17 protein-coding genes and 1 other annotated feature are annotated in these 26,225 nt (G+C 32.8%); of the genes, 4 read left to right on the top strand and 13 right to left on the bottom strand.

Annotated elements, in window-relative coordinates; genetic code table 11:
• The first annotated feature begins 78 nt into the window (after positions 1-78).
• The 4 genes from A7L45_RS08595 (at position 79) to asnB (ending at position 5,311) form a co-directional block, all read left to right on the top strand.
• On the top strand, positions 79-1,392 hold the full coding sequence (locus tag A7L45_RS08595) for an ABC transporter substrate-binding protein (protein WP_071612398.1): 1,314 nt from the start codon (positions 79-81) through the stop codon (positions 1,390-1,392).
• 112 nt (positions 1,393-1,504) lie between these two features.
• Positions 1,505-2,371: a carbohydrate ABC transporter permease gene (locus A7L45_RS08590; RefSeq protein WP_071612397.1), complete on the top strand. Its 867-nt coding sequence runs from the start codon at positions 1,505-1,507 to the stop codon at positions 2,369-2,371.
• Between the two features lie 3 nt (positions 2,372-2,374).
• On the top strand, positions 2,375-3,217 hold the full coding sequence (locus tag A7L45_RS08585; RefSeq protein WP_071612396.1) for a carbohydrate ABC transporter permease: 843 nt from the start codon (positions 2,375-2,377) through the stop codon (positions 3,215-3,217).
• A 115-nt stretch (positions 3,218-3,332) separates the two neighbouring features.
• Positions 3,333-3,587, top strand: a binding site (T-box leader).
• A 134-nt stretch (positions 3,588-3,721) separates the two neighbouring features.
• Positions 3,722-5,311 carry an asparagine synthase B gene (asnB, locus tag A7L45_RS08580; RefSeq protein ID WP_071612395.1) on the top strand — a complete coding sequence of 530 codons (1,590 nt, stop codon included), beginning with the start codon at positions 3,722-3,724 and terminating at the stop codon, positions 5,309-5,311.
• A 98-nt stretch (positions 5,312-5,409) separates the two neighbouring features.
• On the opposite strand, the gene A7L45_RS08575 is transcribed toward asnB, so the two are convergent.
• From A7L45_RS08575 to A7L45_RS08515, 13 genes are all read right to left on the bottom strand, one after another.
• Complete coding sequence (locus A7L45_RS08575; protein ID WP_308167620.1) at positions 5,410-6,402, bottom strand: ABC transporter permease; 993 nt, start codon at positions 6,400-6,402, stop codon at positions 5,410-5,412.
• Positions 6,403-6,414: 12 nt separating this feature from the next.
• Positions 6,415-7,911: a sugar ABC transporter ATP-binding protein gene (locus A7L45_RS08570; protein ID WP_071612394.1), complete on the bottom strand. Its 1,497-nt coding sequence runs from the start codon at positions 7,909-7,911 to the stop codon at positions 6,415-6,417.
• 11 nt (positions 7,912-7,922) lie between these two features.
• Positions 7,923-8,891 carry an ABC transporter permease gene (locus tag A7L45_RS08565; protein WP_084647402.1) on the bottom strand — a complete coding sequence of 323 codons (969 nt, stop codon included), beginning with the start codon at positions 8,889-8,891 and terminating at the stop codon, positions 7,923-7,925.
• Positions 8,892-8,998: 107 nt separating this feature from the next.
• Positions 8,999-10,144 (bottom strand): sugar ABC transporter substrate-binding protein, encoded by a 1,146-nt coding sequence (locus A7L45_RS08560; RefSeq protein ID WP_071612393.1) that lies wholly within the window; start codon positions 10,142-10,144, stop codon positions 8,999-9,001.
• 656 nt (positions 10,145-10,800) lie between these two features.
• The gene (locus A7L45_RS08555) at positions 10,801-12,408 is read right to left on the bottom strand and encodes a hypothetical protein (protein WP_071612392.1); all 1,608 of its coding nucleotides are present in this window, start codon (positions 12,406-12,408) and stop codon (positions 10,801-10,803) included.
• Complete coding sequence (locus A7L45_RS08550; protein WP_071612391.1) at positions 12,401-13,111, bottom strand: ABC transporter ATP-binding protein; 711 nt, start codon at positions 13,109-13,111, stop codon at positions 12,401-12,403. The genes A7L45_RS08555 and A7L45_RS08550 overlap by 8 nt, the downstream gene beginning before the upstream one ends.
• Before the next feature lie 392 nt (positions 13,112-13,503).
• A complete protein-coding gene (locus tag A7L45_RS08545) occupies positions 13,504-15,459 on the bottom strand; it encodes an SEC-C metal-binding domain-containing protein (RefSeq protein ID WP_071612390.1) in 1,956 nt (651 codons plus the stop codon).
• A 171-nt stretch (positions 15,460-15,630) separates the two neighbouring features.
• A complete protein-coding gene (locus A7L45_RS08540; protein ID WP_071612389.1) occupies positions 15,631-16,371 on the bottom strand; it encodes a PD-(D/E)XK nuclease family protein in 741 nt (246 codons plus the stop codon).
• Positions 16,372-18,585: an ATP-dependent helicase gene (locus A7L45_RS08535; protein ID WP_084647401.1), complete on the bottom strand. Its 2,214-nt coding sequence runs from the start codon at positions 18,583-18,585 to the stop codon at positions 16,372-16,374.
• Positions 18,566-20,698, bottom strand: coding sequence for a DEAD/DEAH box helicase (locus tag A7L45_RS08530; RefSeq protein WP_170288005.1), 2,133 nt, complete (start codon positions 20,696-20,698; stop codon positions 18,566-18,568). The genes A7L45_RS08535 and A7L45_RS08530 overlap by 20 nt, the downstream gene beginning before the upstream one ends.
• 219 nt (positions 20,699-20,917) lie before the next feature.
• A complete protein-coding gene (locus A7L45_RS08525) occupies positions 20,918-22,612 on the bottom strand; it encodes an N-acetylmuramoyl-L-alanine amidase (RefSeq protein WP_071612387.1) in 1,695 nt (564 codons plus the stop codon).
• Between the two features lie 303 nt (positions 22,613-22,915).
• Positions 22,916-24,868 carry an oxidoreductase gene (locus A7L45_RS08520; protein WP_071612386.1) on the bottom strand — a complete coding sequence of 651 codons (1,953 nt, stop codon included), beginning with the start codon at positions 24,866-24,868 and terminating at the stop codon, positions 22,916-22,918.
• 61 nt (positions 24,869-24,929) lie between these two features.
• The gene (locus A7L45_RS08515; RefSeq protein ID WP_071612385.1) at positions 24,930-26,201 is read right to left on the bottom strand and encodes an L-lactate MFS transporter; all 1,272 of its coding nucleotides are present in this window, start codon (positions 26,199-26,201) and stop codon (positions 24,930-24,932) included.
• Positions 26,202-26,225 lie beyond the last annotated feature (24 nt).

Raw genomic sequence — 26,225 nt, 5'->3', positions numbered from 1 at the left:
ATACTATTAGTGTGGTATATAATGTTAATAATTTATTTCTGTTAAGATAAAAAGTAAAAAGAAAGAGGGCTGTAAACGATGAGAATAAAAAAAATATTTTGTCTTCTAATAACTGGAATTATGCTTACTAGTCTGTCTGCATGTGGTAAAAAAGATAGTAAATCAACAGTTTCTACTACAACGCAGGAAAGTACTAAAAGCACAGGTAAAGACATACACATCGCATCATGGAACAATGCAGCGGATAATTTGACAACGATTGCAAAAGCTTTCAACGTAACACATAAAGGCAGCGGCAAGGTTATTATTGATTATGCAGATAGTGATTATTCAAAACTTAAACCTACACTTGCTTCAGGTAGTGGTGTACCTGATATTTTCCAAACTCAAAATCGTGATATACCTGCATTTTATAACAATTATGGATTAAAGTCATTTGCTGATATAAGTGATATTGTTAACACTGATGCTGCAAATTGGGTAGATTTTGCATTAGAAACATGTAAAGCAAAGGACGGTAAATACTATTCGATTCCCTGGGATATCGGGCCAGTTGCCCTGTACTATAGAACTGATGTATTTAAAGCTGCCGGAATTGATGTTTCCACATTAACAACTTGGGATAAATATATTGAGGCAGGAAAAAAAATAAAAACAAAAGGTAATTATTATTTAGAAGCATATAATTTTAATGGTTCTACTTGTCAAGATGAATTTATGATTTATCTAAATCAATTAGGAGGACAATATTATGACAAGGATGGTAAAGTAAACTTAGCATCTGAGCAAATGATTAAAGCCTCAAATTTAATTAATAAAATGGTGAATGCAAAAGTTGCTATGGATATTCCCAATGCATGGGATGATAGGATTAAATCAATTAATGATAATAAATTAGTAGCATTCGCTTATCCAGCTTGGTTCATGGGAACAATGAAAAATTCATGTGCAACTACTTCTGGTAAATGGGGTATTATTAAAATGCCTGCTTTTGAAGAAGGAGGAAACTCTTATGCTAATGCTGGAGGTTCTATACTAGCTGTTTCTGCTAAAACTGTAAATTTACCTTTGGCAAAAGAGTTCTTATCATATGCAATGAAAACTAACGAAGGTAATGATATAAACATGAAATTTGGTGAGTTTCCTTCCTACAAACCTGCATATAAAACAGAATTTTTTAAATCTAAAAATGAATATTATGGTGGAGTATCAGTTGGTACTATTTTCTCGAAATTAACTGGTGCTAAAGCAACTACTTGGGGTCCTTACTTTACAGATGTTTCAGCTGGTTTAAAAACTGCTGCTGGTAATATATTAGCTAACAAAATGGATCCTAAAACTGCTTTAGATGCAGCAACAAAAGCTGCCCAGAATACAATAGATGCTAAATAGCTTTAATAAGCCATAAAACTTTCATTAATATGTAATGAAAGCTTTGTACCATAACATAGGTATGAAGCTTTTATTTTTAAGACTTCCATAATAAGAAAGGAAGGTGAGTCTTTTGAAAGAAAACACCAAAAGAAAGATAATACCATGGATGTTCTTAGCGCCATTTCTAATTATATTTTTAACTTTTATGGTATATCCAATCATTTATTCACTTGCGATTAGTTTTACAAAATACAGAGGTGGAGAATTCGTTCCTGTTGGATTATCTAACTTTAAATTTGTTTTAACGGATCCTACTTTTCTAAAGGCAATTAAAAATACATTTACAATTTTGATTATTCAAGTTCCGATTCAAACTATGCTTGCACTTGTAATAGCAAATTTTTTAAATAGCAAGCACTTGAAATTCAAAGGTTTTTTTAGAATGTTTGTATTTATGCCCGTACTTATAGATACCGTAAGTTATTCTATTGTATTTTTACTCTTCTTTAGTAATAGTAAAGATGGTTTAATTAATAGTTTAATTAGTATGCTAGGTGGATCATCCGTTGAATGGATGAATGTAGCATGGTTATCAAAGATTGTAATTATTACTGCATTAACCTGGAGATGGACAGGTTATAACGCCATTATCATCTTAAGTGGACTACAAAATATAGCTGCTGATTTATATGAGGCAGCCTCTATCGATGGAGCTACTAAAATAAAACAGTTTTTTTCGATAACATTACCAGGGGTAAAACCAGTGTTACTGTTTTCAGTAGTTTTATCAGTAAACGGGGTACTTCAATTATTCACAGAGACAAACTTAATTACTAGAGGCGGGCCTGTTGATGGAACTTTAACAATTGTTCAATATTTATACAATACAGGATTTGTTTCATTTAACTATGGGGTTTCATCTGCTGGGGCATATATTCTTGCGGTTATGATTGCTATTTTAACCTTTATTCAGATGAAAGTGACGAAAGGAGATTAAGTTATGGCTGAAATAAAAAAATCTAAAAGAGTAAAAGGGTCAGGACTTGTTTATGTTATATTAACAATTGTTGCTATAGTATGCTTCTTTCCATTTGTATGGACTATCATAGCATCATCTCATACAAACACACAAATTTTCCAGAGTTCTAAATCATTTGTTATAGGAACGAACTCTATTAAAAATTACATCAACCTTATGGCATTCTCTAATATTTGGAGAAATTTGTTTAATAGTATTTTTATTGCCACGGTATATACGATTTTAGTCTGTATAATTGATTCAATGGCTGCCTTTGCATTTTCTAAATATAAATTTAAAGGAAGAGACGTTCTTTTCTTTATTTGTGTATGCTCCATGTTCATACCGCAGCAAGTTACATTAGTACCACTTTTTATGCAACTTTCAGCAATGAATTTAATTAGCAGTCCATCAGCGGTTATTTTGCCGGCGCTTGCTAGTATCTTCGGAGTATTCTTAATGCGTCAGAACCTTATGGCGTTCCCGGATGAACTTATTGAATCCGCAAGAATCGACGGAGCTAATGATTTCAGGATGTTTTTTCAGATTGTCGTACCAACTATGAAACCAGCATTTACTTCTTTAGCTATTTTATCATTTGTTCAACAATGGGGTAATTATTTATGGCCATTGATTGTTCTAAATACTAAAGATTCTTTTACTATCCCGCTAGTTTTAGCATTAATGCGGGCTGGTGGAAATATAGTAGATTATGGTGCTATTATGGTTGGAGCTGTTATGGCATTAGTTCCAGTACTTGTATTATTTCTCTTTTTTCAGAAGAATTTTATACAATGTATGCTTAGTGGATCTTTAAAAGGATAATATAATATTTCAAAAAATGAATTTCATTTAAAGAAATATTTCATAAAACTATTGACGAATTATAAAATACGAAGTAAAATGAAAGGAATTCAAAAACAAAATTCATATAATCAATATAAAAGCCTTGATGGGAAGAGTAGTTATTATGAAATAGTCAAAGCGAATCAGTGGTGGTGAGCGACTGATACTAATCAAATGGTGAAGAACATCCCGGAGCTTCCAAACGAAATTTATTAAGAGTAGTATTGGACGGAGCCAAACCGTTACATCTTGGACAGTATCGAATTTATATTAATTCCGTACTGATTAAAGTGAGCTTTTTAAGCTAATTTAGGTGGTACCGCGGAAGTATAAGTCTTTCGTCCTATTTTTTATAGGATGAGGGCTTTTTTTTGTATTTAAAATTAAGGAGGTTAAAGTCCTAAATGGACTTTAACGGGTAATTTGTGAGCGGAGCGAGCGGGTTTAATTACCCCATGTTCTGACTAAAAGGAGGAAATTAATATGTGTACAATTATGTGTTATACAGGAACAGATATGAAACATGATAAATTTGCAGAGGCTCTGCAAAGAACCGAATCTAGAGGGCCAGATATGACAGAGATTCTTACTTTACCGTCTGGTATTTTAGGGTTTCAAAGACTTTCTATTATGGATTTAAGTTTTAGCGGAATGCAGCCATACACAAGAAATACAGATGCATCCATCTGTAACGGTGAAATTTTCGGTTTCCGTGAAATTAAGAAAGACCTAATAGAAAAAGGACATAAATTTATTTCTAATAGTGATTGCGAAATATTACTTCCAATGTATTATGAATATGGGATAGATATGTTTTCAAAATTAGATGCAGAGTTCGCAATTATCATATACGATGGAAAAAAGGACACTTTCATTGCAGCAAGAGATCCAATTGGAATCCGTCCTCTCTTTTATGGTTATTCCGAATCAGGTAAAATCATCTTTGCAAGTGAAGCCAAAAATTTAATTGGTCTTACGTACAAAATCATGTCATTTCCGCCAGGCCATTATTATGCTGATGGTAAATTTACATGCTACTGCGATATCGCAGAAACTAAGGGTGCTTATTGCAATGATGACGTAGAAGTTATCTGCAGCAAAATTCATGATAAATTTGTAACTGCCATAGAAAAACGTATGGATGCTGATGCTCCTGTAGGTTTCTTGTTAAGTGGAGGCCTGGACAGCTCCCTTGTATGTTCAATTGCTCAAAAAATGTATCCTGGTAAACCAATTAAAACCTTTGCCATAGGTATGACTGAAGATGCAATTGACCTTAAATATGCTAAGGAAGTTGCAGATTACATTCATAGTGATCACACCACTATATATATGACAAAAGAAGAAGTTCTTGGATCACTTGAACAGGTTATTAAACTCCTTGGAACCTACGATATTACAACTATAAGAGCAAGTATGGGAATGTATTTGATTTGCAAGAAAATACACGAGATTTCTGATGTCAGAGTACTTTTAACCGGTGAAATTTCTGATGAGTTATTTGGATATAAATATACTGATTTTGCTCCAAATGCAGAGGAATTTCAAAAGGAATCCCAAAAGAGAATAAGGGAGCTTCATATGTACGATGTACTTCGTGCAGACCGTTGCATCAGCTCAAATTCTCTAGAAGCAAGGGTACCATTTGGGGATTTAGATTTTGTAAAGTATGTTATGTCAATAGACCCTGAAAAGAAATTAAACAAATACAACATGGGTAAATACCTTTTGAGACATTCGTTTGAGGGTGATTATCTACCAGATAATATTTTATATCGTGAAAAAGCAGCATTTAGCGATGCTGTAGGTCATTCTATGGTAGACTATTTAAAAGAATATGCCAAGGATTGCTATACTGATGAAGAATTTGAAAAACTATCTAACAAATATAAATATAATTCTAAACCATTCACAAAAGAATCATTGTTATACAGAGAATTGTTTGAAAAATATTATCCATTACAATCAGAAATGATAGTAGACTTTTGGATGCCAAACAAAGAATGGGAAGGCTGTAACGTAAACGATCCTAGTGCCAGAATGTTATCAAATTATGGTGCCAGTGGAAAATAATCAAAAATCTAAAAATAGTATTAAAAATACCCTTATATCACAAATATGATATAAGGGTATTTCTGTTTAGCAAAACAAATTAATCACAATTTGTTCCGTTACTTGATTACCTGAATGGACTTTCTGTCGCTGAAGAGTGCCACGACAATCAGGAAGACAATACCTTCAATCAGCTGTTGCATCGAAGTAGTAAGCCCAATCATGACAAGACCAACAGAGAGAATCTTGTATGTCAGAACACCCACAATAAGGTTAATGAAACGTACCTTTGCACCGCCGGAGATAGGCAAACCTCCCAGAACAAGCGCAATCAAAATTTGCGTTTCCATCATATTGCCGCTGGTGGAAGTTACCGAACCAACATTTATTACGTTGATGAACGCAGCAAATCCGGTAATTGCTCCAGCGGCGATATAAATCAGCCACTTGGTCTTACCAACTTTTATCCCTGCAAATCTGGATCCCGTCTCGCCTGCGCCGATTGCCTTAAGGTTACTACCCAGCTTTGTGAAATGGAAGAGTAGGAACACAAGTAGCAAGATAACGATTGTTAGTGTCAATTCTACGGTCATCGTGTGGTACGTAGAAATGTTGTTCACGGCATAAACAGGTGAATTCGTCGTCAGATAGGCACAAAAGCCACGGAACAGGAACATTGTGCATATGGTGACGATGAAGGACATTATTTTTCGTTTCACGAGAAAAAAACCGTTGATTGCACCGATTGCTGCGCCTGTAGCGATGCCACCTATGATTGCCAAAAACAGATTATACTTGGACAAATAGCAAACCACAATGGATGCGATGGCAAGCATTGAGCCCTGGGAAAAGTCTAAGCAACCCATTGTCATAATTAGGAACACACCAGTTGAAGCAATCATGAGCATGTATGTCTGGCTGAGCAAGAGTTCGATGTTGAAAGGTTGAATGAGCCTGCCGTCTGTTAAAATTGTAAATAGGACAGTTAGAACTAGGAGTCCAACCAATGGTAGCACCGTACGAGTTAAAGGCTTATTCATAAATTCACTAAATATAAAATGAAAGTTCTTTTTCTCTTTATTTTTTAATTCAGAATTTTTTAATTCTATCACATTTTTCACCCCCTAAATCATCTTCGTTATTAAGTGTTCTTCAGTAAGTGCCGTATCCCTCATGAATTCACCGCTGATTGCACCGTTCCTCATGACAAGAACTCGGTCGCTCATCCCAAGCAATTCTAGAATCTCTTCAGATATTAATATGATAGATTTGCCTTGCTTTTTCATTTCACTCATAAGAGCGTAGATATCAGCTTTAACCTTGACGTCAATGCCACGGGTTGGGCTATCAAGCACGATAACATCAGAATTCTTGCCAATCCACCTTGCTAAAACTACCTTCTGTTTGTTGCCGCCCGATAGATCTGAGACGAACTGGTTGACGTCTACCATTTTTATACTGATAATTTTTGCATACTTATTGGCAAATTGACTGAGCGTTTTACTTAGTAAGATATGCTTTACTTTAAGGTCATCCATGGATGGCAAGCATATGTTATCGCAAATAGTATCATTAACAACGAGAGATTCGTTGTCTCTATCCTTAGAGGCATAGGCGATACTATGTTTTATTGCGGCTGTGATGGAATTGATATGAGTTCCGTCTGCCATCGTTACATCTCCTGACCGGTCGTAAGAAGCACCGAAAACAGCCTTACCTACTTCGTGCATACCACATTCGCTGAGTCCACCTATTCCAAGTATCTCTCCCTTATGGAGCTCGAAGTTTATATTTTTAAGTTGTTTAGGTACAGTAACATTCTTCACGGATAAAACAACTTCATCGGAAACAGCTTCGCCGTAATCCGTACGGTAATAACGGCCGTCAAGTATTCTACCAACCATCAGCCGTTTAAGGTCATCTTCGCTTACATCACTACTCTTTACAGTCTCGATCAATTCGCCGTCACGTAACACGGAAATGACATCTGTATGCTCGATTACCTCCGCAAGATCGTGGGAAATAAAGATGACAGTGTGCCCCTCGTCCTTGATGCGATTCATCTGCTTGTAAAGATCAGTACGTCCTTCATGGCCGAGTGAAGTAGTAGTTTCATCGAAAACAACTACTTTAGGATCAAAATAAGTTGCTTTGACGATTTCAACAAGCTTTCGAGTCTCAAAGTTGTAGTTATCAATCAGCATAGTAGCTTTGATACGGTTAAAACCATATTTATTAAGTAATGCTTGAGCTTCACGGTCCATAGCAACTGTGTTCTTAATGCCAAATTTTATAAATCTATCTTCATTTCCAAGAAAAATGTTTTCAGTTACAGTTAGACCTGGAAGGGTACCCGTCTCCTGAACAATGATTGAGACACCTTTATGGTTAGCCTCAACCTGATTTTTTACCTTAAGTTCCTTGTCTTCGAGAATGAATTTACCACTGTCGATTGAACATATGCCTGTAAGCATCGACGTAAAAGTCGATTTACCTGAGCCATTCTCACCGATAAGTCCATGGATCTCACCCTTTGCGAAAGATAATGTAATATTATTGACCGCATGAGTAACGCCGAACGATTTGTCAATGTTTTCTGCTTTTAAAATTTCTTCTTTCATTTTCATTCACCTCACTTTACAACAATGTCTTTAGCATGATTTGTCGTTAACATTACGATGAGAAGAAGTGCAGCACCAGTTACTACATTTTGAATGGTACTTGGAGCACCTATCGCAACAAATCCGTTAAAGATCAACGAAATAATAAATTCACCAATTACAATAGCAGTAATTGGTCTACCATATTTTTTGAACGCTAGGGCGAAAAATGTTCCCATCAGAGGCGTAAAGTTTCTACCCATAGATGACATATTGGTCGCAGCAGTCATGGATGAACCATAGCTGATCGTTAGAATACTCATGATGCCGACAAAGAAGCCACATAACAAAAATGCAATAACCTTATATTTGTTTACGTCGACACCCATGTTCTTGGCCACATATTCATTGCCTCCGATTGCGTTTGTGTATGTACCAATCTTTGTGTATTTGATAATCAGCGCGGCAATAAAAAATGCGCACAAAGCCAGGATAACGTTGTTAGGATACGAACCAAAAGCAGTATTTGACGATTTCAGTATCTGTTCCTGACCCTGAGTTGCAAAAACACTCAGACTTTCGTAAATCAATGCCAGACCAACTGTTACGATTATAGAGGGTATATGGAGTTTAATATAGACGATGCCGTTAAGCAATCCAATAAGCGTTCCACAGATAATAGGTGCGATAATAAGCCCCGCATAACCAAATTTCTGAGCAAATAAGCAGCCCAAGACGGCTGAAAAAACAATGTTTGCGCCAATGCTAAAGTCAAACAGACCCATGACAACAATAAAATATAAACCGCATCCGCCAACCGCGTAAATAATGCTGGACTGAAGGTAGGATAACATCTTCGCTGGCGAGCCGAAATTGTTAGGTGCTAGGATTTTAAAAATAGACCAGAAAAGTAAAACAAGTAACAGCAACAAAATAGTGCCAAAATAATTGCTGATAAACTTATTTGATTTTAACTTTTGCGTCATTTCTCTTGAACTCATTTGATCACCCTCTTTTTAACAGGACCAGTGACATATCGCTGGCCCTGAAATATTATTTTGTCTATACTCAATACGTGTAGTTAAAATATTGCCAAAATGATGCAGTATTATTTGACACTGTGACGTGTCTGAACATCTTTTACTGATATAGCAGCTGCTTGTTGTTTAAGCTTAGGTAAGGTATCATTCGCCATAGCCTTAAGCTCTTTTTCGTTATATGGAAGCTCAGTTACGAAGTATTTGGCATAGGCATTATATTCTGCTGCTGAGGCAACATAAATATATGGATTCACAATCTCATCGAAGCTGTTGGCGGGTTTCTTATAGTTACCCTTAGCTGCGTTGTAGACCATCATAAAAGCATACAAAGGATCGGCGTAGTGACCGCCAGACTCACCAGTCATGCCTCCTGTAGTAAGCTGTGTACCAAGATCAGGTAGGAAGTCGGTAGAGACAACATCAATCTTACCTGTCTTACCAGCACTCTTTATAGCGCCTACGGAACCAACCAATGGGTCACCGCCACCTCCGGCAACAATTAAAGCGTCCATTTTAGAATCGGAGTTCATAAAGGAATTGGCAACGGCGGCTCCTTGCTCGGCTGTAGTACCAGCGTACTGTGGAGCGGACATAATTACCTTGTCGCTAGCGTGAGCTGAGTTCCACTCGGCAACAGCCTTTTTATAGCCCTGCCATCTACTAATAAAAGTTGCATCTCCCGCAACCCAGCCCTCTAAGTCAATATGCCGATCACCCTTTTTGATTAACATGTTAGCAAGATTATAGCCATTAGTGACTTCATCCTCATGTACTGCTCCGATATAATATGGAGCCGTCTTAGCCAAAGAATATACTTGGGGACTAGCGATTTTATTGATGGTGCGGTAGAACTGGGCCAAATAGATATGAGCTGCATTACATGTGTTGATAGCGGAGGTCATCTCAGAATCAGCAGAGTTGCAGATGATGATACCATCGCAACCGGCAGCAGCCAAGGTATTAATACTGTCGGTAACAGCTGCAGACTCATGACCCTGATCAACATATACCAGTTTAACATTGAGTGCTTTACCTGCGGCATCAAGCATTTTTTTGCTTTGACTACCTAGCACATCTGTAGAACTCCAAATAGATACTCCAATTTTGATTTGCTTAGTGCTTGCTGATTCTTTTGAAGTAGAATTGCCACAGGCCGTAAATGACATAGTTGTTGCCAAAGCAAGGATTATTAGTAAAAACTTATTCTTTTTCATACCCATTTTCTCCTTTTAAAAATATTTTGAATTGAGGCATAACTCATTTTTTTAATAAACTTGTACAAATTATCTTGGAATACAATCGATTATAATGTATTTTGTAATGCTTTACATGAAGAAGTAACAACTTCCCATCTTTTAAATTAATAGCCATCCCTATTACTGTTCCAAAATCAACTCCGACATGTATTTAATTATTATTTTGGTCGCCCCCTTTAAATAATCACTCTTAATAAGAGTAATAATAGTATTTATTACAATAACTGTCAATATAAATATTAAATATATACGTACTAATTCATATAATTTATTGCTATAGTTCCCATTATATACCACATTATAAATAAAATATTTTTTTATCATATGTAATTTTTATAATTTATATAAATATCCTAGAAAGGAGCTATCTCAAAATTTTATTATGAGATAGCTCCTTTCTAGTTTTAACAACATTTTGGAAGCTTCAAGTCTTCCAACTTCTATAAGTGGCAGTTGTCTAGCCTAAAAAAATTGCTTTGGTGGCAGTCTAAATCGGCTTCCAAAGTTGTTAATATTTCAGCGACCCAGGAGATGATTTAACTGATGCAACACCATTCCAATATTTTTTGTGATAACTTATGTCTTAAACTAGTGTGAAGAAGAAATAGGAATCTCTATTTTAACTTAAAAGTTCTTGGAGCCACTCTATAGGTTAAAACCAATGCAATCCCCATATATACAAGAGTTGTTATAATAATACCTGCAGTAAAATAATATGGAGGGGTATGAATTTGAAGACATGCATAGCAAGCAAGATACATAACCATATTTACGAATTTAAATAACGGACTTTTTACCGTTAACTCTGCTGTATAAGGCTGCAACACGTAATACATAAACAAATGATGTATAGAGAAGAAACAAGCTAAACAGAGTATACACAAAAATAATGGCATCATGCTAATAAGCTCGTAACTGTATCCACTGGCCACTATAATACAAACTATAGCAGCACATAAAGTTAAAGCAGGTATCAGATTAAGGCTAACTACCCTCTTAAGCCTAGATGTAAAATTAGATAAAATCACACTACCCTCTCGGTAATAACCATATCTTAATAAACTAACATCACAATTATAAAACATGGCCTTACAAATTCTTTCCCCCGTTGACATGGTGTACATTATAAATATTAATATTGGGATACTTTTTTTAATTTCAGTCACTAGCATTGTCCTTTTATTTGGCATAAAAAATACCAAATACAATCCAATTAAAAATATAATACATATGAATACAACTCTTTGCTTTATAGGTTTAACCATTATTCTTCTAAAACGAAGAAAAAATAATGAATTTAAATATTCATATCCTTTCTTTTTGTCATATTTTTTTGTATTTAATTCTTCCTTGCTCATTCTCTTTTCATCCAATTTTACTGTTGAAAAAGTAGCGCCCTTTCTAATAGCTTCTACATTAAATAATTTATCCTTAGTTAATAAAGCTTTTGCAATTAGCGTATATTTTATATATTTCCATAGGTATATAAATGATACTACTCCTAGTCCTAATAGAATAATTACAACATAAACATTAAATAATATTGGACTAAAATTAATTGCATGTCCAAAACATGGTAATGCATAAGCAAGAAAAAGCCCGCCAATTACTACTACGGATATAAATATTGCTTTCTTTTTAATCAAAACTTCTTTCTTATCATATATATTGAGCTGTAAACCTTCGCCAATTAATTTCAAAGCTGTTATTTCCGCAACTAGCACTATAGCTTTTAGTGGCGAAAATCCTATTATTAAGCCTATAATGATTACTGGAATTACAAAGTATATAAAATCTGTTATATTTCTATATACTATCTTTGACAAATAGTATTCTCTCGCATCAGCCTTCATTAAGGTTATCATGTTAAATGCATCTTTATTGTCTTCATCAAAAATTATACTTTTTATAATTGGTCCTAAAACTAAACTTAAAAAGAAAAGTATATGTATGAAAATAGGTTGCATCTTTGTTATATCTTTCGTGATTAAATAGGAAGGCAAAATAATCATTATACCTAAATATATGGTTTTCCCAATGAATCCTCCGAATACTCCTAAAATTTCACGTATTACCCCTATAATTAGTTTAGCGTGAGTTTTTTCATATAAATTATCAGGAATTTTTTTTCCCAGAAGAGGTATCCTTTTAAGAAAATAAATAAAAGTATTAGCTTGCTCTGCAAAAGATACCTTAAAACTATTAATAAATGTACTAATCATTCCCCCCCTCCTTCAAAATCTCCATAATCTTCTCTTCAAATTCAGCACTTTTTAGAATCTCACTATCCACTTCTTCTAAAATGCAATTATTTAGAACTAATATTTCATCGCATAAATCTGTAGCTAATTGAAGAATATGAGTAGAAAAAATAATAATATGCTCACTTTTCATTTTTTTTAATAAATTCTTAATTTCCAGGGCCACCACTACATCAAAAGAAGTCAAAGGTTCATCTAGTAAAATTACGGGTGGTTGAGTTATTAATAGACAAACCATCTGCATTTTGTTTTTCATTCCATGTGAATATCCCTTCATCAACCGATATCTGTCTTCATTCTTAATCTTTATAATATCGAAATATTCATCTATTGTAAGCAAATTTTCAATTTTGTCCTTATTAATATCAATATAAAATTTTAAAAATTCATATCCAGTTAAAAACTCTGGTATCACGGGATCTGAAAAAACATACCCTACCTTTCTATAATCTATCTCCTTTGCTGCTTGTCCCTCACAGATAATACTAACACTACCACTTTCATATTTAGTTTCCCCACTAATGCAATTAAAAAGAGTTGTTTTTCCTGCTCCATTTCGTCCTAATAGTCCATATATCTTCCCTTTTTCAAAAGTAAAGGATGCCTTTTTAAGCACCTGTTTCTCTCCATAACTTTTTTCTAAATTTTCAATTAATAATTTCATTTTATTTCCCCTCCTCATCAATTACTTTTCACTTCATACTTAACTATATTCCGTCTCACCTACTCTAATTCCTTTAATCGATTTTAATATCTACTTTAGATCCGCGTAATGCTTAGATGACATTTCAATATTATTGTTATTCCAATTTATATTATATATGGATATTCTACCTTTTTATTAAACTTAATAAATTCTTTATAATTATCACTAATTAAGATGAATTGTTAATACTGGAAATTAAAGTGTCCACCCATAATATATTAACTTAGAAAAATAGAGCTAGAAGATAAATACTTATCCTCTAACTCTAAAAACGTCTACATATGCTTAAGTAACCCTTAGATTACCTAGACCTTTTCTAACAAATACATCCTTGCCATAGTGAAAGATTATTAAAATAACTGAATAACCTTAGATCCACAACATTTTTTATATTTTTTACCGCTTCCACAAATACAAAGATCATTTCTTCCTATCTTCGGAGTAGAATTATTATTATCTTCTGAATTTAATTCATTAAAAGTATATCCTTTTAGTCTCCAAAGTCTAGTGTTATTTATAAAACTATTTATTTCTACTAAAAGTTTTTGAAGATCATTTTCACTTATATCTCCCAATGCGCCTATAATGTTATCTAATACCTCTTCTCTTTCATTTTCTTGAATATCATCATATAAATTAATTATAATCATTTCAATTTGTGTTTCTTCTATTTCCCAATTATTCTCCAAATATTTTTTTAATCTCATACCTATTTTATTTTCAATTAAATATTCCTCACTAGCAGCTTCAAGTAGCTCAGCCTTTTTTATAATACAGAAATCCCTATCGCTTGAAATATTATCTCTTGTATTAATAATATTTATAGCTTCTTCTAGAGGAACCATTATACTACTAGCTATATTCCCTTGCAGCATATACCCATCACAATAATCTGCACCACTTACAACTACTGCGTAAATATCAGTTTCATCTAAAGAATAGTCAATATAATTATTAAGCATCTTTATAAAATCACCCATAAATAGTACCCCATAGTTATAGGTCATTCCACACATCAACTTTATTATTTCTGTGTTTTTAGCTAATATTTTTCTATACTCTACATTATCTATGGATTTTATAGCATTTATTGTTTCATTTGGCATTATTAAATATATACCGTCTTCTCTCATCGTTGCAAAAACAAATCCACATTCTAAAAAATATTCTGGATTTGATGTGAACTTATCATCTTCAAAAGATATATGTCCCTGATTTTCCATTATCCTTTTTAAAAATTCATATCTTTCACTATCAATTAAATATAGTGCCTTTGTTATCTTCTCTTCATATACCTCTAAAAGTTTTTCTATTAGTTGGCCTTTATTAAACTTAGATACCCTCGTAATATTTAGCATAGATGTTGTTTTTAATAATTCATCTTTTATCTCACATTCTAATAATTTTCTTAAATCATGTGTAAACTGCCCTCTTTTTAATCTATTTAATAATTTTTTTGCTTTATACCCAACTTCTGAATTCATATCATCCATTGCAATATCTAAAAAAGATGCAAAGTCCCCTTTAAAATCATCTATTTCCAATTCATCATTCTCTATAAATGGGACTATATCCTTTCGACCTTTTGTTTTAGTTTTCTTAATCTTAAATTTATTTCCTGGCAAGTACTGCTTTTCTGTATCTCTGTCTCCTACATATCCACAAACTCCATCTCTAGGAGAATTGGTATATTCAAATTCATCTACCATATCACCGTCTTCATCTATACAATCCCCACAATAATACTTTTCTTCTTCATAATCAAAATACTTTGCCTTTTGATTACAATTTGCACAAAAATTTTGTATTTCATCATTTCTAGATAATATTTCTATTTGACTATAATTCTCCCCTACCACATACTCATCTATAACTTCAAGTTTTAATGCAGTCGTAGAACCAAAATCATAGTCATATTTAAATTTATCACCTACAGAAATTACCTGTCTTAATTTAAAATCCATTGTTTCGGTTTGAGGAAAAAGTTCAAATTCATCCTCTATTGAAGAGTCATAGTTTATGTCATCAATAATAAAACTACTTAAGTGTCCACAACATTCTAACCAAATATCTCTTAAAAAACTATCCAGATTCTTTAAAGTTAAATCTATATCTATAGCTATATACAAACTATATTCTTTTGATCCATACTGTGGAAGTATAGACAAAATATATTGACCCTTAGTTTTTTTAGAACTCGCGATAGACTTTCCTATCTTTTCTTTCCTAACTTTACAGCCTTTAACATGTTTTTTAACGGTTCTTTCTGATAATTTCTCGTTGCAGTAATAACATTTACCTTTCAAATCGTATCTCCATTTCTTTTTCTTAAATTTAATAATAATATTATATATATTATAAGATAATACACTAAAATCTTTATATTATAAAATGTTACAAAGTTTCTTTAATCCACTTAACAATATATTTGACTCTATTTTAATATTTCATACTTACTCATCCACATTTATGAAGCACTAAATAAAAGCATCACATACCTGGGTATCCCCTGCGAATTCACAATACCTGCATTTCTTTCTATACAATTCAATATTGAAATCTAAAGTAAAATCATAATTAGTAAGCCGACGTATTATCTCTATAATTTTTTCTTCATATATTTTATGCTTACTCTTTGAATAATTAATAGTGATGACATTCTCTTTAAACTGAGGTTGCCAAAAACTCATACTTATATTTTCAAATGGTATCTCTCTATCAAATATTTCTAATGACCTTTCTCCTACTATATACATATAAACAATAGCTTGCATTCTTTTGCTTACTTCACTATAATCAAGTTTTCTGTTTTCTGTCTTCCAGTCCCATATTTCTATTTTATTATTTGGCTTAATAATTATTAAATCATACTTTGCTTGAATCCTAATATTATCTTTTCTCATTTTAATTTCATACTCTGGCAAATATATATTTTCATCTATAATAGTGAATTTTTCTTGAAGCGACTTTGTAAAGTGGAGTAATTCAGTATTACTCTCATTTATAACCAAAGGAATATTTGAAAAATATCTTTGGGCTATGAGATGAAAATCCAGTCCCATGTTCATATTCTTATAATAATCCTCATCATCTATTGAATCTTTTTTCCATCTAATATTATCTAAATATTTTATTTTAAATTTAAGAGGACATTTATGGAAAGTATTTAAAAGATTTTGACTATAATAGACATGATTCAATTTTCTAATGTCTAACATTTATAAAACACCCCTTTGGCTATTTATGTAATCTTGAAGAACATAAAAATACTTTGATGGTTTGTCTTCATTCCATTTACCTTCATTAGATCGGGTTGCCATTAAAATTAAATATTCCTTAGCCCTTGTTATCCCTACATATAAAAGCCTTATTTTTTCATTTATTATTTGTATTTTAGCTTCTTTTAATGGATCTTCACAAATATTATTACCTAGAATTTTGGCGATTTGGGCTTTGCAGAGAACTGTCGGGTTTTTAAATTCATCCTTTAAATAATAATAGTCTTTAAATTTATCATTTGTCATATAAGGATATTGATAAGATGTAATATTTAATATTAATACACAATCCCATTCTAGCCCTTTAGCTTTATGACAAGTTGATATTGTTACTCTATCAGGGGATGGTTCATACCCCTCTAAGTCGTATATTATACCTGAGATATGATCGAGTATACCATTCTTTTCATCTAGCAATTGCTCTGCTACATAGCCTAAAGAAAATTCACTATTATCAATAGACGCAAATCTAACATAAGACGCAACTGCCTCTGCCATTGCTCTGTTTTCAAGCGTAAAATTTAGAACATCGCTAATATATAAAATTAATCTATCAAAATGTGTCTGAGGATATTCAAAGATTGTTTTAATTAAATCCATGGAACTTATAAATTGTTTATACACCTTAGAGTTTAATATTTCTCCTGGAATGTCCAGTTCATTTATTTTGCCGCGACTTGGGTACATCAGCTTTTCAACATCATAACCACAAATAAAATGGAATAATTTTTCACTTTCTTCATTTTGTTCCTCGCAGAAAACATTCTTAATTAAATCTTTAAATAAAACACTATCTTGTGGTCTTGAAATAAATTGCAGTATATATCCTAGTGTCCTCGTAACTTTAATTTTTTTATCTGATTTATTTGATAACTCATCACATTCGATATTATAAAATCTAAGAATATCTGCTATTTCTCTAACTTGATTATTAAAAGGAACTAATATTGCGCATGTTTTCCCAGGAAATTTTTCTTTAAATTTTATAGCCACGCGAACTGCCTTTTTAGTTTCTTCTTCTCTTGAATTACAAATCATAGTGCTTATACCATAGTTATCTTGGCTGGTTTCAAGCTTATCATCCAAATTTTTAATTCTTTGATTTACTAATGCATTTCTACAATTTTCTTCTCCATGCTTATTGTTTGTAAACTCAACTAGTTCATTTGCTAAATCAATTATATGATTTGTACTACGCCCCGCCATAAACATTTTGAATGCATTATTTGCCTTGCCACAAAACTCCCTAAAATATTCAGGGTCAGACGCTGTAAATGTTCCTGTTATACTTTGATTAACATCCCCAACTCTTACTAAATTACCACTTTTCTCTGAAATTAAACTTAGTATTTTTCCTTGAATTAAATTAGAGTCTTGGCATTCATCCTCAAAGACAAAGGTATATTTTTTTTGCACCTTTTCCCTAACTGTGTCATCAGTTTTTAAAAGTTTATACGCAAGAATTAGCAAATCATTGTAATCTATATACCCCTCACTTTTTAAAATTTTACTGTAAGTATCATAAATTTCAGATATATGCACTAAGATATTATTTTGATCTAATGATTTTATATCTTCCTTTAATTTTTCAGGAGAAATGTCATTTATCTTAAGTTCACCAATAGTCGTATCAACTGTTGTAAAAAAATCATTCCACCACTTATCTTGTTTCCCTGTGTATTTATTTAAGGATTTATCAGATATCATACTCTTAAATACTGCCTCTCCGCCTTTTCTTCGCCACATTGATATACAATTATTTAAATATAAACTTTTATTAACATCATCCAATATTTTAAATTCCTCATTAACCCCCATTACATCTGGTCGATCTTTTAAAATTTTCAGTGCTAAACTGTGGATAGTCATGACTTCATAATCATTCGTTGCATTTATACCCTTATTTTGTAACACCATAGAGATTCTATGTTTAAAATTGTTAACTGCACTATTCATAAAAGTTACTATAAGTATTTTACCAGGTTTATGGACCTTATCCTTTATAATTTCACATACTAGATTACATATTATGAAAGTCTTTCCCGCACCTGGAACTGCTGGTACTGCCATAGTTCCTCCTCGATACAACATTATAGGCAATTGATCATCCCTATAAACTATTTTTTTAACTTCATCATTTATCTCCTTTATCAATGGTTTCACCTCTTTCACTCAATATTTCTATAAGAATATCTGCAATTTTACTTTCTTGCTGGAACCCACTTAGAGAATATTCACTACCATATATGTATAATTCACCTCTACATTTTCTTAATAAACAATTAACCACAGACATTAGAATTCCATAAACATTATTATTTTCTTCCCTTTCGGTATACATGTCATCACTATTTCGATTACTCTTTAATACATAAGAATTTGATAATTCATGGGCATTTCTAGGAGCCCACATATTACTGTTAATATCCGTCCATATCTGAACTTTACTGCTTAAATTAGAGGTCAAATAAGTATAAGGAGATGTTAAAACTATACTATTATCTTGTAATAACATTTCCTGAATCTCATTCATGGAGTAAAATCCACTTCCCTGTCCCCTAATAAATTCTATAAACCTCTCCTCTGAAGATTTACCTTTAAATTCTAATTTATCTAAAGTATTTATAAAACCTTCGCAGCTTTCATATAAACTTATATAGTCCTCTATATGTTCTTTAACTTTTGGTAACCTTACAAGAACCTCTGAAAATGCTTTTCTGAAAAACTCGCCAAGGGAACCCTTGTGATCTATTAAATTAATTTTATAATTTTCTATCCACTCTTTTAATTCATTATATTTACCTACTGCCTCGCTACCTACTCTCTCTTCAATATCGAGACTAATATCTTGAAGGCCACTTTCAGTTACAAAAGGATATAGCAAAGAGCCTCGAATAACATCTAGCCTTAGCATAAATGAGAAAAAGTTTTTATAATCTTCGTTTGTTAAAAAGATACTTTTATAATCATTACACAATACCGCGAGTACTATTAAAGGGTGTAAATATTCATTGTCTATAAACCTATCCTTTTTAGAAGTCTCCATAACCGATATATTTAATTCCTTAGCTTTTTTCAAAAGCTCATAGGAAATAATGAAATCATTAAAAGGACATATTATTGCTATATCCCTTGGTTTAAGTCCCTTATTTAAGAGTTCTTCAACTTTTAACATTATCTTTTGGACCATTTCCGATCTTAACTCTGATGTCATATCTATAAAGGTTGGGACATTTTCATTTATTTTATCCTCCATAAAGAGATTGTGAGACCTGTTATCTATTATTCTAGAAAGATTAATAAAATCATCATCACAGCAAAAATGATCATCTAAAATAATCTCGTGATGTCCAATAGTTAATTTACTCTTCAAATAATCAGTATTGGCTCCATAATAACTACACAAACCACCTTTAGGATTATAAAATAAATACGCTCTGTCCACATTATTAATGATCTTAAATATCAATTCTTGCTCTGCAGGCGATGATTCATCTATATCATCTACTATAAGATATTTTATATTATTTATACTATTATATCTTGGATCATGAAGTAAATAATTATTATATAAATAAAATGATAGTCCATAATCTACAACACCATTACGTAATAATTTTGAAATATAATACATAGTTACTTCGTCTAATTGATTATATGTTTCTTTAATTAAGAAATCATTTACCTCTAATGAATTATAAAGTCTAGTTCCTATTTCATCAAAAGGCACTAATGATAATGCAGCATTATTAATGTTAGAAATTAAATCTGATGCTATTTTTGAAGAAGTTGATGTTATATCTTGAAAATATCCCTTAGCTTTTCTAAAATGTTCTACTAAGGCTTTCATAGCATAATTGGTAGCATCAAAAGATGCAAACTCAGGCTTTAATATATTAATTTTTATTTCCGTGCAATTCTCTACTACATAAGGCCAATAAAGCGATAGTTCCCTCCTAATAAATCCATAATAAGAGCTTTTTCTAATCTCACCAGCGGTATTAAAAACCATCTCTTTGGTCCATGTTATATTTTGATATTTATTCATAAATAAACATAATATATTTGAACTTTTAATGTTTTCATTTTTTATCAGATGCTTGTATTTATTAGTTGCAAGAGTTGTTTTGCCACTTGCCGAATCCCCTTTAACTAAGATACATTTGTGACTAAACTTATCTTCATTCAATTTATCTTGGGCCTGTGTATAGTTCATAATATCAACTCCATACGTTCCATTATTTTTATGATTTTTATTTATAATCATTTTATCAAAATAGCTAACTTATATTTAGCTTTTCTACTTTGCCTTAATTATACAATAAAAAATGATGTAATTCATATTCTTTAGCATTTACTATATAAAAAATGAACCACCTATATATGTATGTATATAAAGGTGATTCATAAATGTATTAAATGCTCTTTATAAATGAAGTAAATTTGCTAATGACTAAAGTCACAAGAGTCATGGCGATCTTTATATTTATTTGGACATAAAGAAAGCGAAAGCATCTGTATCACCCTTTGCTAACATACTTCGTGTGTGTACAGCCTGTCCTTGATTATCTGCAACATATGCAATAGTGTAATCTCCGTCATTAACCCATCCCATAAATACAAAAGTATGTGTAGGATATCCGGTACCATCATTTGTTGTAAAGCAAAGGCTTCCAGGTGCAAGCTTTTTAATATCTTTTGTTTTTGACCATTTATTATTATTTAAATAATTTAAATATTGATGTGTGTTACATACCCCTATAGGTACTGGTACACTTATTCTTCTCATTGCCTCGCTTGAAAAATAAACACAATTGTTTATTGTTACTCCATCATGCAATTTTACTGCTGCCTTTAGTGTACTAACAATGTTGGCTGATGGAGTCAAATATATAAATAACTTTTCTCCGATTACCGTAGATTGCAATTCTGTAGTTGGTGTAGTTATTATAATTGGTGTAGTTGCAGCTCCTACAGTAATTATAGCTTTTACTTTTATACTAGTCCCGTTTATAGTTCCATAATAGCTGTAAGTACCTGCATCAACTATATTGAATACATTATTAGGCCATGTTACTCCAAGTGTTTTCTTAGTATTATTACTCATAGTAACATTTGTAGTTTCAGGGAGAGTATATTTATCACCTGCGCGTACATTAACAAGTATATCTGCAGCTGAACTTACTGTTGAAGTATTATCGTAAGTAGTATCAGTATTTGCAAATCCAGCATAACTCATTAACCCATTAGCGATTGCCTTTGTAGCATTATTTTGATACTGCTGACTTTCTAATAATATTTCCTCAGATGGATTAGTTATAAATCCTAACTCTGCAACTATCGCAGGACAGCTTGTCTTATTTAATACTGCAAAATTACTTGTACTATCTACTACTTGTATTCCCCTATCCTTAGCTTTTGTTGCTGTTATTAGTTCAGCTTGCAGCGAAGACGCGAGTAACTTATTCGCACTTTTGTCAGTTGTGTAATATGTTTCAATCCCATTCGCAGCAGAATCTGGAGTATACGAATTCATGTTTATACTTAAAAACACATCAGCATTAGCATTTTTAGCAATTAGTGCTTTTGCATCATCCTCACCACTTTGAGTCCAAGATACTGCATCGCTATCTCTTGTATATACTACATTAAATCCTCTTGCTTTTAATATTGTACCTAGTTTTAATGCTGTACTTAGATTTATATCCTTAGCTTTGACACCACTGTTACTAGTTGTTGTACTATAGTATTGAGCTGGGTCAATACATACCGTAAACTCACTTGGTTTAGTAGGTAAACTTTTGGTTGTAAAATCCATTCTTACTTCACTCGGAAGAACTTTTCCGTCGCTAGACTTAACATTGTCTGTTACTATCAACGTGTAAGTCTTTCCAGCTTCATAATTTTTAACAGGTTGAGCTACTACAGTTTTATTGTTATTAGTTAGGACAACTGTAATATCTATGTTATTATTATTCTCATCAACCACCTTAATATTCGTGGTATTTACCGTTGTAAGGCTTAAAGCCTTATTAAAACTCACTGCCCATGGCTTAGTAGCTACCACATCTTTTTTAGAACTCATACTGGTAAATGTACTAGCTTGTACCATTGTTTGCATAGGTATACACACAACGAAAGCTAAAATCATAATTATAAATGCTTTAAAAATCTTTTTCATGTTACATCTCCTGTGTTTTAATATTTGACCATTTGTATAATTTTAAATAAGTATGTAAATTATTGTTCTATTTCCAAATTAATTATACTATACATTTATTTTCATCTCAATACTTTTATTTTTTTAATGACTTCCATATGAAGTAATTCGGCTTTTACAAATAATTGAATTGATCTGGCATTTTTAGCATTTCATGACACTAAAAACCCTCAGACTGGATTTTCCTTCTTAAGAGAAATCCAGTCTGAGGGTTTATTTTTGCATTACTTAAAATGTTACTTATTCATGAATTAGACCTCATACCTATATATCAAGGGCAGCATGATATCCTTGATATATTGCAGTTGTTATGGTAGATGCTTTTACACAATCACCAATTTCTCTAACAAAAGGTGCACAGTCAATTAAGTCTTCTGCCACATCTCTTCTTGCTCTCTGTCCAAGTGCACAAATTATTGTAGTACCTGGAACTAGATGTTCCACGCAAGCTACATCAGCACAGACAACACCTTCTCGTGTTACACTTAATCCCTTATATTCCATATGAACATAAATCTTATTATTTTTTTCTATTTCCCCAAGTAAAATAGGACGATGCCTAATATTTGCATCTGGAGCAAGTTCTGCTCTCATTTCTACTAGATGTACAGTCTTACCTTCTTGTGCAAGATGTATTGCTGCTTCACATCCAGCAAGACCTCCTCCAAGAACTACCACTTCACTCTTAACCTTGTCCTTCTCTAAATAATAGTCATTAACAACAACTACATTATCACCATGTAAACCTGGTATTGGCGGTACAAGTGGTTCTGAACCAACTGCTATAATTAATGCATCAACATTTTCTTTATTAACATATTCTTTTGTAACAGTTGTATTCAATCGAATTTCAACGCCAGCATCCTTTGCTAATTTTCCAAGAGTTACACCTAACTCATACATTTCGTACTTAAATGGGATTGCTTGTTCTCCCTTAAGTATTCCACCTAACTCGTCAGATTTCTCACAAAGAATTACCTTATGCCCACGTTTTGCAGCAGTGATAGCAGCTTCAAGTCCACCCGGTCCACCACCTGCTACTAGAACTTTACCTGGATGAGGAGAAGGAATAACTTCTGATCCACCTAGTTCACGTCCAATTAATGGATTAACAGTGCAACGCCTTGTAGATGTCATAGCACGTTCTGCCATACATGTAAAGCATCTTAAACATTTTACAATATCCTTATCTTTATTTGTCACAATTTTTTTCGGAAGTTCATGGTCAGCTAAAAGTGCACGAGCCATTTCAACAACATCTGCCTTACCACTAGCTATGATTTCTTCCATCATTTCTGGGTCATTTAAACCACCAATCGTTGCAACGGGAACACTTACATGCTTTTTAATTTCTGCTGCAAGGTAAACATTAGATCCATGTGGTAAAAACATAGAAGGATGCGTTATTCCAAATCCTCTTTGGTAAGTTCCTGCTGATACATGAAGCAAATCTATTTTTGATTCTATTAATTTAGCGATTTCAACGCCGTCATTTAAATCATAACCGCCCTCAAATAATTCAGAACCGCTCATTCTAAACTCGATTGGGAAACCTACCCCAACTGCCTTTCGGACACTATCAATAACCTCCTGTGCAAAACGTACTCTGTTTTCTAGACAGCCGCCGTATTTGTCTGTTCTCTTATTAAAATAAGGAGACAAGAATTGATTAATTAACCATCCATGTCCACCATGAATCATAACCATTTCAAAACCTGCTCTTTTAGCGAGTCCAGCAGTATTTCCATAAGCTGCTACTATGTCATCAATTAATTCTTGAGTAAGTTCTTTTACTGGAAGACCATCCGGACGAATCGCAGCACTTGGTCCCCATTGAGATAGTCCTTGTTTTTTATTCTTGTCAGTTAAATAAGTTCCAGCATATTGTCCTGAATGAGATAATTCTACACTAGCAATTGCACCATGACGGCGAATAGCATCTGCAGTATAAGTAAAGCTTGCAAGTGAACCTACTGTTTCCAAATCTAAATGAAACATATGGGAACCTTCTGTTTCTGGATGAACCACACATTCACTGACAGTAACCGATGCCGCGCCCCCCTTAGCTCTTAATTCATAAAAAGCTGTTGAAGCAGGTCCAATAGTGCAATCAGCTGTTATATCTGTTCCTCCCATTGGAGCTGAAAACATTCTGTTTCTGAAATTAACATTTCCAATTTTGATTGGTTTACATAGGTTTGGATACTTTCTTTGCATACTTTTATTCTCCTTTATTCATTAATTATTATTTTTTAACAAGCATATATTTGTTAAATTATTAATTTTTCAACGTCATACTATCACTAATATTAATTGCAGTTAACTTTTTATATACATAACGATAAACAAAAGTTATTACAAAACCTATAACACAGAGAACAGCAGCTATTAAAAATGCTCTTCGATAACTATGATCCGCAGCATATACATTTTTCATTACTGTTGGTCCAAAATAACCTGATATTGCAAAACCAATAAACATTATTCCATAATTAACACTATTGTGCTTAGTACCAAATTGATCTGCAGTAAGCCCCGGGAAAACAGCCATGAATGCGCCAAAGGATACTCCAACAATTATAATACCTATATAAAATCTTGTAACATCTCCTTGTCCTGAAAAATACATACATATAAGTCCAATTATAGCAAGAACAAAAGCAACAGTAAGTGTATTGATTCTACCAATTTTATCAGAGGCATAACCTGCAATAACACGACCACCTGTACTAAATAATGCTAAAATAGAAACTACAGTAGTTGCAGCAGCAACTGACATTCCAATCATGCCTTGTGCTATAGGAGAAGCTAGAGCCGAACACATTAACCCATAGAATGCACCACATAACAATATCAAAGCCATTGGATAGAAAATAGGACTTTTAAGCATTCCCTTCCAATCTTTACTATTTTGATTTAACTTATTTCCTTGAGAAGCTGGTGGTGTCCATCCTTCAGGAATAAATCCTGCTGGACATTTATCAATAAAGAATGAGCAAACACATACAATAATTAGGAATGTAGCACCTATTATCTTAAAGGCTGCTGTTACTCCTAAATTACTGATTAATATATTTGCGACTGGTGGTACTATTACTGCACTAAAACCATAACATGCAGTTGTAATGCCTCCAACAAATCCACGCTTGTCTGGAAAAAGTTTAATTGAATTACTGATTGTACATCCATAAACCATTCCAATCCCAAGACCAGTTACAATACCATACGCAAATACTAAAAAGCCTAATCCGGTGGCGAAACCCGATAATATCATACCTCCACCAAAAAGCAAGCCACCAACAAAGATAACTTTTTTAGGTCCAAAGGTGTCATTAATTCTTCCGCCTGTAATCATGGTAATAGGTCCTACTGAATTTGTAACTGTGAATACGATTGCAAGAGCGCCAGCAGTTAAAGTGGTACCAGTAAGTTGGCTCAAGTATTTTGCCATAGGACCTGCAAATACACTCCAAGCATACATTGAACCAATGCATAAATTAATAAAACAACTTGCAATCAAAATACCCCATCTTTTTTTTGTCAATTCCATAGTATTCTCCCCCCTTATCTCGTT

Source organism: Clostridium estertheticum subsp. estertheticum, assembly GCF_001877035.1.
GTDB classification, from domain to species: Bacteria; Bacillota; Clostridia; order Clostridiales; family Clostridiaceae; genus Clostridium_AD; species Clostridium_AD estertheticum.
The sequence above is the reverse complement of the archived record's forward strand: the minus strand, read 5'-3'. Positions and strand labels throughout refer to the sequence as shown.

Bases quoted from the DNA above. Each gene is read 5' to 3' on its own strand.
- A7L45_RS08595 (WP_071612398.1), top strand. From the start codon at position 79: ATGAGAATAAAAAAAATATTTTGTCTTCTAATAACTGGAATTATGCTT.
- A7L45_RS08585 (WP_071612396.1), top strand. From the start codon at position 2,375: ATGGCTGAAATAAAAAAATCTAAAAGAGTAAAAGGGTCAGGACTTGTT.
- asnB (WP_071612395.1), top strand. From the start codon at position 3,722: ATGTGTACAATTATGTGTTATACAGGAACAGATATGAAACATGATAAA.
- A7L45_RS08570 (WP_071612394.1), bottom strand. From the start codon at position 7,911: ATGAAAGAAGAAATTTTAAAAGCAGAAAACATTGACAAATCGTTCGGC.
- A7L45_RS08565 (WP_084647402.1), bottom strand. From the start codon at position 8,891: ATGAGTTCAAGAGAAATGACGCAAAAGTTAAAATCAAATAAGTTTATC.
- A7L45_RS08560 (WP_071612393.1), bottom strand. From the start codon at position 10,144: ATGAAAAAGAATAAGTTTTTACTAATAATCCTTGCTTTGGCAACAACT.
- A7L45_RS08555 (WP_071612392.1), bottom strand. From the start codon at position 12,408: ATGATTAGTACATTTATTAATAGTTTTAAGGTATCTTTTGCAGAGCAA.
- A7L45_RS08550 (WP_071612391.1), bottom strand. From the start codon at position 13,111: ATGAAATTATTAATTGAAAATTTAGAAAAAAGTTATGGAGAGAAACAG.
- A7L45_RS08540 (WP_071612389.1), bottom strand. From the start codon at position 16,371: ATGTTAGACATTAGAAAATTGAATCATGTCTATTATAGTCAAAATCTT.
- A7L45_RS08530 (WP_170288005.1), bottom strand. From the start codon at position 20,698: ATGATTATAAATAAAAATCATAAAAATAATGGAACGTATGGAGTTGAT.
- A7L45_RS08525 (WP_071612387.1), bottom strand. From the start codon at position 22,612: ATGAAAAAGATTTTTAAAGCATTTATAATTATGATTTTAGCTTTCGTT.
- A7L45_RS08520 (WP_071612386.1), bottom strand. From the start codon at position 24,868: ATGCAAAGAAAGTATCCAAACCTATGTAAACCAATCAAAATTGGAAAT.
- A7L45_RS08515 (WP_071612385.1), bottom strand. From the start codon at position 26,201: ATGGAATTGACAAAAAAAAGATGGGGTATTTTGATTGCAAGTTGTTTT.